This is a genomic window from Filomicrobium sp., assembly GCF_025698805.1.
Lineage (GTDB): Bacteria > Pseudomonadota > Alphaproteobacteria > Rhizobiales > Hyphomicrobiaceae > Filomicrobium > Filomicrobium insigne.
This window is the reverse complement of record NZ_JAILWT010000005.1, coordinates 86,593-101,382: the sequence shown is the minus strand read 5'-3', so window position 1 is coordinate 101,382 and position 14,790 is coordinate 86,593. Positions and strand designations below refer to the sequence as shown.

Annotated in this window: 12 protein-coding genes, 1 tRNA gene and 1 pseudogene; 7 read left to right on the top strand and 7 right to left on the bottom strand. The window is 57.7% G+C overall.

Features of this window, described 5'->3' with window-relative positions; genetic code table 11:
- Positions 1-6 precede the first annotated feature (6 nt).
- From yidC to rpmH, 3 genes are all read right to left on the bottom strand, one after another.
- Positions 7-1,839 (bottom strand): membrane protein insertase YidC, encoded by a 1,833-nt coding sequence (gene yidC, locus K5845_RS13980; protein WP_046476975.1) that lies wholly within the window; start codon positions 1,837-1,839, stop codon positions 7-9.
- A gap of 149 nt (positions 1,840-1,988) precedes the next feature.
- A complete protein-coding gene (gene rnpA, locus K5845_RS13975; protein ID WP_287959273.1) occupies positions 1,989-2,399 on the bottom strand; it encodes a ribonuclease P protein component in 411 nt (136 codons plus the stop codon).
- A 57-nt stretch (positions 2,400-2,456) separates the two neighbouring features.
- Positions 2,457-2,591, bottom strand: a complete 135-nt coding sequence (rpmH, locus tag K5845_RS13970) for a 50S ribosomal protein L34 (RefSeq protein WP_076605281.1) — start codon at positions 2,589-2,591, stop codon at positions 2,457-2,459.
- A 401-nt stretch (positions 2,592-2,992) separates the two neighbouring features.
- Between rpmH and K5845_RS13965 the strand changes: the two genes are divergently transcribed.
- From K5845_RS13965 to K5845_RS13945, 5 genes are all read left to right on the top strand, one after another.
- Positions 2,993-3,976: a DUF547 domain-containing protein gene (locus K5845_RS13965; RefSeq protein ID WP_287959272.1), complete on the top strand. Its 984-nt coding sequence runs from the start codon at positions 2,993-2,995 to the stop codon at positions 3,974-3,976.
- Positions 3,973-4,779 carry a TVP38/TMEM64 family protein gene (locus K5845_RS13960; protein WP_287959271.1) on the top strand — a complete coding sequence of 269 codons (807 nt, stop codon included), beginning with the start codon at positions 3,973-3,975 and terminating at the stop codon, positions 4,777-4,779. Before K5845_RS13965 ends, K5845_RS13960 begins: the two co-directional genes overlap by 4 nt.
- Positions 4,766-6,304, top strand: coding sequence for a dihydrolipoyl dehydrogenase family protein (locus K5845_RS13955; RefSeq protein WP_287959270.1), 1,539 nt, complete (start codon positions 4,766-4,768; stop codon positions 6,302-6,304). The genes K5845_RS13960 and K5845_RS13955 overlap by 14 nt, the downstream gene beginning before the upstream one ends.
- Before the next feature lie 8 nt (positions 6,305-6,312).
- Entirely contained in the window at positions 6,313-7,878 is a 1,566-nt protein-coding gene (locus tag K5845_RS13950; RefSeq protein WP_287959269.1) for a sensor histidine kinase, read from the top strand.
- A 206-nt stretch (positions 7,879-8,084) separates the two neighbouring features.
- A tRNA-Arg gene (locus K5845_RS13945) sits at positions 8,085-8,161 on the top strand.
- A gap of 553 nt (positions 8,162-8,714) precedes the next feature.
- Here K5845_RS13945 and K5845_RS13940 read toward each other — a convergent pair.
- The 4 genes and pseudogenes from K5845_RS13940 to K5845_RS13925 form a co-directional block, all read right to left on the bottom strand.
- Positions 8,715-9,692 (bottom strand): annotated as a pseudogene (locus K5845_RS13940) (recombinase family protein); the annotation flags it as partial.
- Between the two features lie 41 nt (positions 9,693-9,733).
- Positions 9,734-10,045 carry a hypothetical protein gene (locus K5845_RS13935; protein ID WP_287959268.1) on the bottom strand — a complete coding sequence of 104 codons (312 nt, stop codon included), beginning with the start codon at positions 10,043-10,045 and terminating at the stop codon, positions 9,734-9,736.
- Positions 10,046-10,168: 123 nt separating this feature from the next.
- Positions 10,169-10,519 carry a hypothetical protein gene (locus K5845_RS13930; protein WP_287959267.1) on the bottom strand — a complete coding sequence of 117 codons (351 nt, stop codon included), beginning with the start codon at positions 10,517-10,519 and terminating at the stop codon, positions 10,169-10,171.
- Positions 10,512-12,188 carry a type IV secretory system conjugative DNA transfer family protein gene (locus tag K5845_RS13925; protein ID WP_287959266.1) on the bottom strand — a complete coding sequence of 559 codons (1,677 nt, stop codon included), beginning with the start codon at positions 12,186-12,188 and terminating at the stop codon, positions 10,512-10,514. Before K5845_RS13925 ends, K5845_RS13930 begins: the two co-directional genes overlap by 8 nt.
- Here K5845_RS13925 and K5845_RS13920 point away from each other — a divergent pair.
- Both K5845_RS13920 and K5845_RS13915 read left to right on the top strand, forming a co-directional pair.
- Positions 12,188-13,189, top strand: coding sequence for a hypothetical protein (locus tag K5845_RS13920; protein WP_287959265.1), 1,002 nt, complete (start codon positions 12,188-12,190; stop codon positions 13,187-13,189). The two genes, K5845_RS13925 and K5845_RS13920, sit on opposite strands and share 1 nt — an antisense overlap.
- Positions 13,190-13,299: 110 nt before the next feature.
- A complete protein-coding gene (locus K5845_RS13915) occupies positions 13,300-14,208 on the top strand; it encodes a hypothetical protein (protein WP_287959264.1) in 909 nt (302 codons plus the stop codon).
- Positions 14,209-14,790 lie beyond the last annotated feature (582 nt).

Genomic DNA, 14,790 nt, shown 5'->3' with positions numbered 1-14,790 from the left:
CTCCCCTTATTCGCTCTTTCGCCCGCCGGGAACCAACGATCGCACTGACAGCAATGTCTTCTTGATATTTCCCATCAACGGCACCTCGACGCCTTGCCGCTTCATAATCAGATACTGCTGTGCCAGCGACAGAACGTTGTTCCAGGCCCAATAGATCACGAGCCCTGCCGGGAACGTGGCAAGCAGGAACGTGAACATCACCGGCATCCAGTTGAAGATCATCTGCTGGGTCGGATCAGGCTGCGCAGGGTTGAGCTGCATCTGCAGCCACATCGTCACGCCCATGATGAGCGGCCAAGCTCCGACATGCAGGAACTCGGGCACCATGAACGGCAGCAATCCGAACAGATTGAACACCGACGTCGGATCAGGCGCGGAAAGGTCCTGAATCCAGCCAAAGAACGGCGCATGGCGCATATCGATGGAAACGAACAGCACCTTGTAGAGCGCGAAGAACACCGGGATCTGCAAGAGGATAGGCAGACAGCCAGCCAGAGGATTGATCTTCTCCTTCTGGTAAAGCGCCATCAGCTCCTTTTGCTGCCGTGCTTTGTCATCCGGGAAGCGCTGCCGCATTTTTTCCATCTCGGGCTGCAGCTTCTTCATCTTGCCCATGGACTCGTAGGCCTTGCTGGCCAGCGGATAAAACGCCGCCTTCACGATGACCGTCACCGCAAGAATAGCCAGGCCAAAATTGCCAAGGTGTTTGTAGAGCCAGTCGAGCAGGTAATAGAGCGGCTTGGTAATGAAGTAGAACCAGCCCCAATCGACAAGATAGTTGAACTCCAGAATACCGAGATCGGCCTCGTATCGATCGATCGTCTGGACTCGCTTCGCACCGGCAAACAAGTGCCCGCTCACGTTCGCTGAGCCTCCGGCCGCGACCGTAATGGCAGACCGCATATAGTCAGCCTGAAAAGCTTCACGCTGCGTATCGGTCCTCTGATTAACGGCCCGCATATTTGCGGTGTACGGCACCGATTGATCGGGCACGAGTGTCGCGGCCCAGTACTTGTCCGTGAAGCCAAGCCAGCCACCGGTCTTATCCGTGAACTTCTTGGCGCCGCCCTCTTCCAGCGCACCCGAATAGGTGATCTCGTTCAGACCGGCCTCACCGACCCAGCCGATGAGACCTTCATGCTGAATGAAGAAGCCTTCAATCTTGGGCGTACCGTACCGGTAGATGCGCGCGTACGGATGCAGGGTAATGTCACCCGACGTGTTGTTTTGAACCTCGTCGACGATCTTGAACATGTACTCGTCGTCGACCGAGATCGTGCGCTTGAAAACGAGTCCCTCGCCATTGTCCCAGGTCAGGGTGACCGGAGTTTCGTGCGTAAGCTTCGCACCCTCTGGAGCGGTCCATACGGTATCCCGTTGCGGAAGTTTGAACGTTGAACCGGCCGCCGCTGGAATCCACCCATACTCGGCAAAATAGGCCCGTGATGTATCCGCAGGCGCGAACAAAACCACGTTGGGGCTGCTGGGGTCGACAGTCTCGTGATATTTGACGAACGTCACATCATCAATGCGACCGCCAAGAAGTCCGATTGAGCCCTTGAGCGATGGCGTCGCGAGCGGAACGCGACCGGCCGCCGGAGCCGTCCCCGCACCGCCACCAGGAACTTGCGCAACACCAGAACTACCAGCGGCGGGTGCTACGGGCGCCGCCGGCACCTCACCCGTCTTCGTCGGCTTCTGTGTCTCACTGTGCTCGACAGCAGGTTGCTGTGGCGGCTTGGGTGGCGGGAAGAAAAACTGCCACACCAGCAGTACAGCCATCGACAAGACAATAGCTATGATGAGGTTGTTGGAATTATCCGGTTTTTGGCTGAGCATCAGGGCCTCGACTCGCGGGGTCACTCTGGCCGGGCCGCGATCGTTCGGCAAATTACGAACGAAGTCTAGGCCGACCGTGCATATTGGCTGACGGTATCCGCCATCACCGACTTCAGCGCAACCGTGACATATCGGTCATCGCGTGGAATTTAACTCACAGGGCCTCTTGGACGCTTTGAACTCCCACGCCCATCCACCGAACTCATCACACGGTTAACCCGGATGAAAGCCTGCTCCAGATCACCACAAAGACTTGCGAAAGACCTCGTCTCCGCACTCGATCGCGCTACAAGCACATAATCACAATCGGAACGCGCGCAACGTGGTGCCAGTGCGTCTACCGCGGCCTTTAAGCGTCGGCGTATCCGATTGCGAACAACAGCCGAGCCCAATTTCTTTGTCGCTGTGAACCCGAAACGGGCAACGTCGGATTCTGCACCGAAAACGGTCCGGGCTCGCCCGGGTGTACGCGGCTTAGCCTCTAGCACAAACGCCGGAGTCGCCCAGCGCGCTCCGCCGCGTATACGTAAGAATTCCGAGCGCTTCTTGAGCGTCTCCACAGCTTCCAAACTTTAGATCGACGGAGCCGCACACGCTCGGTGTCGCATACGGACAGATTATGCGGAAAGACGCTTGCGGCCCTTCGCGCGCCGACGGGCGAGAACCCGCAGGCCACCCTTAGTAAGCATCCGCTTGCGGAAACCGTGGCGGCGCTTGCGAACCAGCCGGCTCGGTTGATATGTGCGTTTCACGTTCTCGTCTCCACCACGTCAAGCCGGTTGCGCGCGCAAAAGGGCGCAAGCCAGCCGAAAAATCTGATTGATAGCGCTTCAGCCGCAGCCAAAGCTGAGCGTCTCCACAAACGCCCACGAAGGGCTGAAGGCGGGAATTGGCCGCTTATAGGGGTGGCCCCGGCTAAAGTCAATCGTCACGACGACGGCAAATGCAGGTACGCGCCGCGCCAAACACTCGATAGCATGCGGCCCAACAGCGACCATCCAGCGACGTCGCATTCAGCCATCACGTACAATCACGAAGTAATATCAAATATCACGACTGATTGAGATACCATTTTCTTTTCAACTGAACTTAGTCATCTAGAATTCAAAACGGATCAAACTAAGAAGACTCCGCGAGAAGCTCGAAAAGCACCATGTATCGAAGAGTTATTTACCAAAGCTCACATCTGGCGGTGCACTCCTTCACCGAACAATCCGGCACGAAACGTGGCCAGCGACGCGCGATTTTGCGTGCGTCGCTTTTCATCATCCCGGCAATAGTTGGCCTGGCCCTGAAAACAACTGACACCGCCGCAGCGCAATCGATTACGCAAAGCTTCGCGGTTCATGACCGGAATGCAAAAGCCCGGGTCGACCACACAGCCTGGTCGATGCTGCTTAAAGAATTTCTCGTCGAAGGCTCCGACGGGATCAATCGCATTGCCTACGGGCCATTCAAGGAAACCAAACACTCCAGCCTCAAAAGCTACGTTAAAAGCCTGGAACGGATTGATCCCCGGACGTTGAGCCGACCAGAACAGTTTGCCTATTGGGTCAACCTGTACAATGCCAAGACTGTCGATGTCGTCCTGGACAAGTATCCCGTGGCGTCAATTCGCGACATCTCTATATCGCCGGATCTTCTGGATTTGCTGAAGCAGAGTGTTGGCGCTGGTGGACCTTGGAAAGCAGAAATCCTAACAATCGCCGGAGTTGCATTGTCACTCGACAACATAGAGCACGATATCCTGCGCCCGATCTTTAAGGACCCACGCATCCACTACGTAGTCAATTGCGCGTCATACGGATGCCCCAACCTGCCAAGCGAGGCACTCACCTCTGCCAACCTCGAAGCTCAATTGGACGCAGGCGCCAAGGCCTACATCAATCATCCACGCGGTTTCCAAATCACGTCCGGCCAAGTGACGGCGTCATCCATCTATCAATGGTTTCAAGCTGATTTCGGCGGAAACGCTGAGGCGGTTCTGCTGCATGCTTCCAAATATGCGGAGCCAAGCCTTAAAAACAGGCTCCGAGGCATTACGACAATCGACAGTTACCGATACGATTGGTCACTCAATGACGCGGCACCGGCCAGCGGTAACGGGGCTAGCTCTCAAGGGGTGACCGCGCGATGAAATGCTCAGATGGCCAATGCGCTGACGTTCCTACACCACCCAAAGGCAAATGGCGCAAATGGCTACCGCTCATCGCGATCATCGCTCTCATGGTGTTCGTCTTTGCCATGGGCTGGCACGAGCATCTTTCCTTTAAGACGATTGGGCTGAATTACGAGCGTCTTATGGACTTTATCGAGGCCAACTTCGCCACCGCGCTCTCGATCTATGTTCTCGCTTACATCGTTGTCGTCGCGCTCTCGTTGCCAGGCGGACTGATCATGACCCTTGCCGGTGGGCTTTTATTCGGCTGGGTAATCGCGGCACCAGCAACGATATTCGGCGCAACCGTTGGAGCGACTATCATTTTCCTCGCCGCGAGATCCTCTCTGGGTGAGGCACTCGCCGCCAAGGCGGGACCGTGGGTCTGCAAATTGAAGAACGGCTTCCAGGAAAATGCCCTGTGCTATCTCTTATTCTTGCGGCTCCTGCCGGTGTTCCCCTTCGTCGTTGTCAATGTGGTGCCCGCGCTGCTAGGCGTGCCTCTCGGCACATATATCCTCGGGACACTTCTCGGCATTATCCCCGGCACCTACGCATTCTGCGTCGCCGGTGCCGGACTGGGGAGCGTCATCGACGCGCAAAATAGGATTTACAGAGATTGTCTCGCAAATAACCCGGAAAATGCCTCAGCCTGCCCGTATACGGTTGATACGTCCGCTCTAGTGACCAAGGAACTCCTGTTAGCGTTTGCACTCCTTGGTATCGTGGCGTTAATTCCGGTGATCATCAAAAAATGGAGCAAGCGCAATGCCGCCGTCTGATCCTTCCACCGCCGCTTATTCCAACCAGCTCGGCGTTGGCTCGGACAATCATGCGGGCGCGGGCAACGGTGGTAGCGCAGATGTCACGACGAAAGGTGCCCCGACTGATCTTCTTCAATGTGACATTTGCATCATTGGCGCGGGCTCCGGTGGCCTATCGGTTGCAGCCGCCGCTGCGGCCTTCGGCCAGAACGTCGTTCTGATAGAAAAGCACAAGATGGGAGGCGACTGCCTCAACTACGGGTGTGTGCCGTCTAAAGCATTAATCGCGGCTAGCCGTCGTGCGCACATGATCCGCACCTCGGCACAGTTCGGGGTCATGGCAAGAGACCTGCAAATCGATCCCGAAGCGGTCAGCGAGCACATCAAAGGTGTTATTGCCGCAATCGAGCCCAACGACTCGATCGAGCGCTTCACCGGTCTGGGCGTTCGCGTGATCACCGCCGCTGGTCATTTCACCGATAAGTCGACAGTTTCAGCCGGCGGCTACCGTATTAAAGCGCGCCGTTTCGTCGTCGCCACCGGATCGTCCCCGCTCGTCCCGAACATACCGGGCCTTAGCGAAGTCCCCTATTTCACGAACGAAACGATCTTCGACAACGGCACACACATCGACCACCTCTTGATTATCGGAGGTGGCCCGATCGGGCTGGAACTCGCACAGGCCTATCGAAGGCTTGGCAGCAAAGTCACGGTGCTCGAAGCCGCAAGAGCGATGGCCAAAGATGATCCGGAGATGAGCAAGATCGTTCTCGATCATCTCCGCGAAGAAGGCATCGATATCCGAGAGAAAACGAGCGTCGAGGAAGTCGACACCAGGTTCCGCAACGTCACCCTTACCTTGAAAAAGGGAGACAGCACCGAGGTTATCGAGGGCAGCCACCTGTTGATCGCAACCGGCCGCAGGCCCAACGTCACAGATGTCGGCCTCGAGACCGCGGGTATCAAGTACTCAGACAAAGGGATCAAGGTGAACCGCGGGCTGGTCACTTCAAACCGTCGCGTTTACGCCATCGGCGACGTCATAGGAGGTGCTCAGTTTACGCACATGGCGAATTATCATGCAGGCATTGTCATCCGGAAGGCCCTCTTCCGTCTGCCTGCAAAAACTGATGCCAGCCTCATTCCCTGGGTAACCTTTACAGATCCTGAATTGGCCCAGGTCGGCCTTCAGGAAGAAGACGCCGCCAAAAAACACGGCAAAGTAAACGTGCTGCGTTGGCCCTATCATGAGAACGACCGCGCCCAGGCGGAACGCGCAACAGTCGGTCATGTTAAGATTGTCACAGACAAATCCGGTCGCATTCTCGGCGCCAGCATCGTGGGCGAACAGGCTGGCGAACTAATCCAAATGTGGGCCTTGGCGATTTCCCAGAAGATGAATATCAAGGCAATGACAGGTTGGATCTCCCCCTATCCGACCTTAAGCGAGATTAACAAGCGCGCTGCCTACAAGTTCTACTCCAAGGCGCCATCAAGTCCGCTCATTCGGAAGGCAATCGGATTCCTCGCTAAATTCGGCTAAAAGGGGGCGTGAAGAAAGCCTCTGAGGACCGAACCGTATTGCAGCGTCACGCCAGCCATAGCGATGATGAGAACGTGGGAGAGGAGCTCTCTCCCGCGCGTATTGCGATTCAAAACGGACTGACAGCCCCGAAACAGGCTTGGCTGAAGCTAGGCCTGCCGATGAAGCTTCTGGTTTTAACCGTGATCTTCGTCATGCTGGCTGAAGTCCTCATCTTCGTCCCGTCAGTCGCCAATTTCCGCGTGAACTGGATCAACGACCGATTGATGGCCGCGCATTTGGCAGCCCTGGCTGCCGATGCAGTCCCGGGTGGCAATATTCCCCCACCGTTGCGCGAGGAATTGTTGACGACAGCCGAGGTGCAAGCGGTCGCATGGCGGCGCGATGGCCGCCGCCGTCTCGTTTTGCCGCCGAGAGCACCCCTAGCTGTTGACGCCCACTTCGACCTGCGCAGCCGACCCGAGTTAGGCACATCACATGAGATCTTGGTCCGGCTCGGTTTGATTGGCGACGCGCTGAGAGTTTTTGTGGGCTCCGGCCAGCGCACACTCCGCGTCATCGGCCCTCTGGGCAATAACGCCGACGACTTCATCGAAGTCGTCATGCCCGAAAAGCCTTTACGGGCCGCAATGTATCGCTTCGGCCTCAACATCCTGGGGCTGTCAATCATAATCTCCTTCGTGACCGCAGCCATGGTCTACATTGCGCTCTCACGCCTGCTCGTTCAGCCAATGATGCGCATCTCGCGCAACCTCGTGCGATTCAGCGAGAATCCAGAAGACCAGAGCCGCATTATCGTCGCGTCCGAACGCAACGACGAAATCGGCACCGTCGAGCGCGAACTCGCGGACATGCAGCAACAGCTTACGCAATTGCTCCGTCAGAAAAATCGCCTAGCGCAATTGGGACTGGCCGTGAGCAAGATCAATCACGACCTGCGCAACATGCTGGCCAATGCACAACTGATCTCCGACCGCCTCAGCGCCCTACCCGACCCGACGGTGCAACGGTTCGCCCCGAAGCTGATTGCCTCGCTCGATCGGGCCATCAATTTCTGTAACGACACGCTGAGGTTTGGCCGTGCACAGGAAGCCGTTCCACGCCGCGAATTGCTGCTGGTGAAGTCAATTCTCTCCGAGGTCGGCGACAGCCTCCTCCTGCCGCGCGAGAACTGCATCGCCTGGGAGATGAGCATTACGCCGGCGACCTTGCGGATCGACGCCGACCGCGAACATCTCTACCGGGTGCTGAGCAACGTCTGTCGGAACGCCGTACAGGCCCTGGAGTCCGCAGAAGGAGACCGTTCAGGCGGGCGCATTTCCGTGAAGGCCTGGCGCGACGGGCGCAAAGTTGTCCTGGACGTGGAAGACAATGGCCCCGGCATCCCCCCTCGTGTCCGGGAGACACTGTTCCAGGCCTTCCGGTCCTCGCAGCGCATCGGCGGCAGCGGATTGGGCCTGTCCATCGCAACGGAACTGCTCGCCAGCCACGGCGGAACAATACGGCTGTTGGAAACCGAATCTGGCACGACATTTCGCATCGAGATCCCCGATCGAAGCCCCCACGAACTTTGAGCCTGGAACGACGTTAAATAAAGCGCCTGCGGCATATTTTCCGGCGACCCGCCACGCCCTTTGCGGACCGGCGTTTTCGCCAAATCCCATTCCTGTAGGATTATTGGCCGAAGCGCTTGCACTCCCGATCGCAAACCATTAGAAGATGCGCTTCTGCGGCGGTTCAATCCGTCCGCCAGCCATCCGTCGCAACGCGATAGGCTTTAGCACCGGTAGCTCAGCTGGATAGAGCACCAGACTACGAATCTGGGGGTCGGGAGTTCGAATCTTCCCCGGTGCGCCATCTCGCTTTTAGGGGGTGGAAAATCACCTAATATCCTGAATGGAAAGGATAAATTAGGTGTTCGAAGTCCTTCGATCCGGCTGTATGCCAAAGGCTCCAGAAACGCCAGTCTAAGGACGGTTTTCTTGCCGATCAAATCGGCATTCATCCATATTTTCCAAGGACTTGAAAGAAAATGGAGTGCGTGTTCGAACGACTCCTCCCAGGTCATGCGCGGTTTGCCGTTCGCGGCGAGCTTTTCCTGCGCCAGAGCCTTTTCCCGCTCCAGTTTCGTGATGCGCTTTTCAAACGCGGCGATCACCGCTGAGCTATCGGTCTCAACCATGCGGTCGAGCGCCGTCTCGATCTTCTTTTCGATCTCGATGACGTTGGCCTTCAGATGCTTCGTGGCGTGCTTCGCCTGCGCGAGGCGCATGTCCCAGGCATCCTTGAACATGGCCTTTGCCAGCTTGAACAGGTTCTCGGACGGCTCCAGACGCTCCAGAAGGCCCTCGAACGAGCTTTCCAGCTCCTCGCGCTTGATCGACTTGCGATAGCTCTCGCAGCCCTTGGTCGGGCATAGATAATAGGGGTATTTTTGGTTCTTGCCCTGCGACCAGCAGGCGGTCAGCGGCTTCTGGCAATCGTCGCAGAGGATGAAACCTCGCAGCGGGAAGTCCGCATTGATATCCTTGCGCGCCGGAGCCTTGGCCGTGCCATTGAGGCGCGTCTGTATCTTCTCGAAGGTCTCGAAGCTGATTAGGCCCTCGTGCTTGCCCTTGCGCAGTGTGACGCCCCAGCCTGAGGATTCAATGTACCCGGCATAGACGACGCGCGTTAGCATGTCGGTGATGCGCTGATTACGGATTTCGCCGTTCGGCAAGTCTTTCGGGAAAGACGGCTGACGCTCCAGAAAGCGTTTCACTTCGACCTGCGTCTCGAAGCGCCCGGAGGCATAGCCTTCCAGCGCTTCTTGCAGGACGGAGGCATTCGGCTCATCGCGCACGAGGATTTTGCCATGCCCGCTTTCGCGCTCATAACGATAGCCGACCGGAGCCTGATGCACCCAATAGCCATTTTGCATGCGCGCACGCATGCGGTTGACGGTCTGCTCGCCGTTCTTCTGGCGCTGGTGCTGGGAAACGGAAGCGAGAAGGTTCTCGACAAGCTGAGAGTCGGAATCTTCGCCGAATTCGATAGAGGGGCTGACAAGGACGCCACCGGCATCGCCGATCTTCACCCGTAGCTCAAAATGCGCCATCAGCCCGCGCGCAAGGCGGCTGATGTCGTCGATAATGACCGCGTGCGGTTCTTTGCGGTGTTGGGAGAGGAAAGCCAGCATCGCCTGCATGCCGGGGCGAGACGTCAGGCTTCCTGAGCTATCATCGCGGAAGACTTCAACAACCTCATAGCCCTTGTACTTGGCGAACTCGCGGCAGCGCGTTTCCTGGGAGCCGAGGCCGTCGCCGCGCACGGTCTGTTTCGTGCTCGACACGCGGCAATAGATGACGGCCTTGCTGATATCCTGCTCTGGTGTCTCGTGTATGTTCATGTCTGCCTCCAGTCCGCCCTTCATGTTCAAGGGGCTGGAATCTAAGTGTTTTCAGGTTCCTCTAAAGGCTTCGATTTTACCTGATCGAAGCCTCCTTTTGCGCACGGACAGGACTCTTCCGAATCTTGTCCACATACTTCTTGCAGGGGATGAACGCCGAAGCCGAGGTCTACAAAGGCAACCATGATAGACCAGATCGCCTGAAGGAACTCCTCTTTCTGTTCTTCACTCAGGTTCGGATCGTCGAGATACGCCTGATACTTTTCCACATCCACAGTAACGATAGGCCGTGCTGACGCATCGAAACGACCGGAGAGATTGCGGTTACCGCCATTCGTGTTATCACCCAACATATCGCACCCCTTCTATAATTTTACTACTAAATGTAGTAGTCGATCAAATTCTACATCCTTCGATAGTCTGTCTGAGACCACTCCACTCCTTTTGAATCCGTTTGAGTCCGCTTCGACCCGCCGTCATTCTTCGGCGAGCTTGTCCCAATCGGGCGGGATGAGTTTAAAGAGACCGCAAGCCTCGCTTCCGACCGGCACGACCACGCGCCGCCCCTGGAAGCCGTGGTAGATGCAATAGTTGAAGGACTGGCACGGCTGGCCCGAACGTGTCGGATAGCGGCACTGATACTCGCTGCCGATATGCGGCGTGCCGACATTGCAGGCGAACCAGATACCGCCGAGAAGCATCAGAACGCGCGGACGCTTGAGCGCCGCCACCGTCAAATCCCAAGGCGCATCGAGAATGCGCAGTATGATATGCGGGCGCTTGTGCGGCTTCTTCGTACCAGTGACCTTCACATCGTAGTCATTCATGGCCGTTGTTCCTCTTGCTATAAGTCAGCCGCAAATGCGGCCTTGGCTGCGGATAGTCGCCTTCGACGGGATTGCGCGCGGCCCAACCCGCCCAAGGCGAGACGAACCAGAAGGGCAGACGCTGCGCGCGGATCGGCGGCAGCGCCTTGATGAGCAGAAGCTGCTCGTCTCCCCCCATGAGGCGGATTTCATCGGGCGACATGAGCGGCCTGCCGGTCTCGCCGAGGCTTTCGCCGATCTCGTCGTCTTCAGTGCGTCCGAGATTGAAATTGCGGGCTTTGACCGTGCGCTGGCCGAGCGCCGCTGAGAGCGTTTTCGCAAGCTGGTCGTCCTGCACGGCGAAGAACTGCTTCACTTCGGCCTGCGAGAGCACGGTGCGCGCGGTGTACGGGCCGTAGAGCCGGATCAGCTCCGATAGCTCCTGCACGAAGGCCCAGACGCGCACGCCGAGGCCGGGAAGTGCGGTCAGGCTTTCGGCGAGCCCTGCAAGCTTGCCCATGTTGGCGAACTCATCGAGGACGAACAGCACTTCGCTTTGCCCGGAGGATCGCGCAACGGCGGCGATAGCCTGCCGCGTCACCAGACCGAGCCAGGCTCCGTGCGTGGCGATCCGATCCTGCGGGATCACGAGATAGACGCTGGCCTTGCCTTCCTTCAGATCACGGAAATCAACATCGGAGCCGCTGACCGCCGCGCCGAGGAAGCCAACCGGATCGAAGATATCGAGCGCCTGGATCGCCCCTTGCCGGAAGTCGGCAAACTGATCGGGGTTGCCTTCGAGTTGATAAGCCAAGTCCTGGCCCAGATCGGCGACCATGCCGAACAGCGCATCGGAAGCGGTCATCTGATCGACCAGCCTCTCGATGCGCTTGGTGCTGGACAGCACGCGCCACATCTCCGGCAGCGTGCAGGTGGCCGGAGCGCCGCGCGTGGCCAGATGCAGCATGACAGCGCGCAGGATGGTGCGCGCACCTTCGCGGAAATAGCGGTTCCGGGAATCTTCCGGCTCCGGCAGGAGTTGGAGCGCGAGCGCCTTGGTTTCGTCGGCAACGCCCCGGATCAGCGCCGGATCGTTCGCCGCATCGAGCAGGGGCTGCAACGGATTGCAGCGATGCTGCGGCAGGCCGTGCAGGCCCCAGGGGTTCAGCACATAGACCTTCTGGCCGAGACGTTCGGCGCGGTGCGCCGCCGTCACTGCCGCCAGCTCGCCCTTGGGATCGGTGACAAAGACTGAGCCCTGGAAGTGCAGCAGGTTCGGAATAACGACATTGATGCCCTTGCCCTGGCGAGCGGGAGCAGCCGTCAGCAGGTGCGCCTTGCCAGAATAGAACAGCGGCTGGCCATCCAGCACGCCGAGATATAGCCCGCGCGGATCGCACAGGCCCACCGCCGCGCAGTCGCCGAGCGTGGCAAAGGCCGCGCCGCCGAAGGTGCCGGAAGGCAGCTCGGCCAGCTTGCGCTTCGCGCGCTGTTGCCAGAGCTTGAGATAGCCGCCGACGCCGATCAGCATGGCCGTCGCGCCGATAAACTGGAAGACGCCGAGATAGAGCTGATCGGCGGCGTTAAGGTGCGCGCCATTCTCCGGCCCTGCGGCAAACGCCAGTATAGCCGCACCGATCAGCAGATTGCCGAGCGGTGCTCCCGGTTTTTGCTTGTTCTGGCCCGACATTGGACTTCCCCTACAGCGCGTTCGATGAAGGAAAAGCTGGTGATGCTGGAAAACCCGAAACAGAAAGGAAAGCGAATTTCTTCATCCGCATTTTTCGTGCAAAGCTCCGCACTGATGCGGAGATTTGCAGATTCGGATGCGTGATGCCCTGGCAGGAAACGGACGAGCATAACAGGCGGCTGCACGAGGCCCTGAGCGAACTTGCCGCCGAGAAGGGCGCGCTGGTGCGCCTTGCCGGGGCGCTCAATGCCGACCCGCGCGCTACCGCGACCGATACCACCCGAAGGGGCGGGCAGCATCAGGACAGAAAAGACCTGATCGCCGCCTCGACATTGGCGCGATGGCAGCAGGAAGGGCTTGCGCGCCTCACAAACGCGCAATCGCACAAGAAACGCATTGTCTTCGAGTTCCTGGAACGCTCCGAGAGCTTTCGCACGTCGATCTACAACCCGGCCCCCGACCTGCCGGAAGGCTTCGCCGCCTTCATCGCCGCGCAGCAGAAAACGCTATCGCAGCTCCGATTCAGTCGTCTCAACAATCTCGACGGTACATACCGCCTCTATCCCCGCGCCTGGACGACCCCGGCACGGCGGGATCGCGTGCTGATTTCCCGCCTCATCATCACGACCGTGGGCGGGCTGACCCGCTATCGCGAGGAACAGACCTACCGCGACGAGGCGCGCGGCGGCATCCTGATCGAGGAAGCCGACGAGGGGCTGGTCTTCAACTCCGGCACCAATCTCTTCCTGTTCGGCTTCGGCGAGGAGGAGCCCCGCGTGAAGTTCTACGCCATCCACGCCTGGCGACCGATGGTCGATGGAAACAGGCCGGTGCAGGAGCTGCGTGGCACGGTGATCGCGGTTGCCTGGGAAGGCCCGCATACGGGCTATAGCTTCGTGGCTTATCGGGCTGAAGATCCTGAGTTTGCGCCAGAGATCGTCCCTGCGAGCGTTGTTGATTCCGAAGTTCGCGAGTGGATTGGCTGTGACACAAATATATAGGCTCTTTGCGGCTTGAATTAGATGTACAGGAATATGTTCCTTGTGAAGCTGAACTCGTGACGCTGCTATGTTGAAGTCAAATAGCTAGCTTGGCAGAGAAGGAGAGAATATTGGGCAGAAGCATTCGCGCCTTCGCACGATGGGAGCCGCACGATAAGTCAACATGGGCGTTCCAAGTGTACCGCAAATATAATAGAGAGCTTTACAGAATCATAGAGGCGCATCGTGCATCGGTATTCTATACGTATCGCCAACTAAAGTGCGCAGGTGCAAATTGGTCTGACCCTATATCTCAAGCATTTCCGGGATGCCCTACGGGCGTCGACAATTTCGATAGTCTCCAATCGTGGTCCGATGGCTTCAACGATTTTGATAACTGGGTAAACCTCAGCAACGTCACGACGATTGCCTCCAATCTCGAAACGTATTTGGCATCTGTCGTTTCGTTAGCCATCATGTCGGACCCAAGCGTTCTTATCGGTGCTCCTGCGAAGTCTATCGATGGAGCATATGTGCTTAAGCATGGCTCAGGACCAAGAACCAATCTTGAAGAGCATGTGACAGCATGTACTAGGGGTGATTGGAGTGCACGACTTTCAGCCATGGAGCGGCTCTTTGGGGCTCTTCCCAAGAAAATCAAAAGTCACCATAGCGAATTGGAAACTGCACGGAATGTCCGGAATCGTTTCGGGCATGCTTTTGGTAGGGATATTGAGGCATCTAGAGCACACGGTCAGATAGAGATTGCTCCAATGGAGAAAGTAAGTCGACAAACCGTGGCGCGCTTGGGGGCTGCGGCTTGGCGTTTTGCTCAAGCGACGGACGAATTCCTGCTGCATCACCACATCGGTGACTTCGAAGCCGTAAGCTATTACGCGAAGCTTTATCCCGCGAAACTCGCGTCAGTCGCGCGAGGACAGAGGGCGGTAGATTTCAAGAAAGAAATAGGAAAATTTGGAGCCGGGTTAAGAGGAAAAGCGTATTGTCGAGGGCTGGTTGACTACTGGGAATCGCTTTAACTCACTGCCTCTTACCAAGCCTACGCCTCTCCTGTTTCATGATCTGCCGAAGATCTACAATCCGCAAGATGTGTTTTGTAGTACAAAACCATCTTGGCAAGGGGGCCGCTGCGCGCCCCCGTTGCATCCCCCAAGCCGTGGCTCTTCCAGGGCATTTAACCCATTCCAGAACCATCAGACCGTATCGCCGGTCAATCACTCGCGGGAGACTTCGCTCTCCCTGCACCCATCGACTTGAGGGCGTTCCTGCCCCCAAGGCCCCAGAACATTTCATGGAGACCATGAAGGGAGCATTCGCGCTACCCTTCCTTGGAACCATCCCACCGAGCAGGAGCCTTCGAGCCCCTTGCATCCCTGACCAACCGTCCGCCGATTGGATGCCGCCAGCGCATCGCCGCTGAACCCGACCGGGCGGCAGCTTAGGTGTGGGCGAATTGTTCTTTGTGGTTGATTGGCCGAACTCTAATATTCTATTTTTGTTCTCATATGTTCTATGCTTTTGCCGTCGCAGGCCCTGCAGGGCATTCACCGCGGACTTAGCGAGGACGGGACAAAGTGGTTTCGCCGAAGTATCCAATCTTC

Coding starts and splice junctions, on each gene's coding strand:
- K5845_RS13925 (WP_287959266.1), bottom strand. CDS start 12,188: ATGTCGGGCCAGAACAAGCAAAAACCGGGAGCACCGCTCGGCAATCTG.
- yidC (WP_046476975.1), bottom strand. CDS start 1,839: ATGCTCAGCCAAAAACCGGATAATTCCAACAACCTCATCATAGCTATT.
- K5845_RS13930 (WP_287959267.1), bottom strand. CDS start 10,519: ATGAATGACTACGATGTGAAGGTCACTGGTACGAAGAAGCCGCACAAG.
- K5845_RS13935 (WP_287959268.1), bottom strand. CDS start 10,045: ATGTTGGGTGATAACACGAATGGCGGTAACCGCAATCTCTCCGGTCGT.
- K5845_RS13960 (WP_287959271.1), top strand. CDS start 3,973: ATGAAATGCTCAGATGGCCAATGCGCTGACGTTCCTACACCACCCAAA.
- K5845_RS13955 (WP_287959270.1), top strand. CDS start 4,766: ATGCCGCCGTCTGATCCTTCCACCGCCGCTTATTCCAACCAGCTCGGC.
- K5845_RS13965 (WP_287959272.1), top strand. CDS start 2,993: ATGTATCGAAGAGTTATTTACCAAAGCTCACATCTGGCGGTGCACTCC.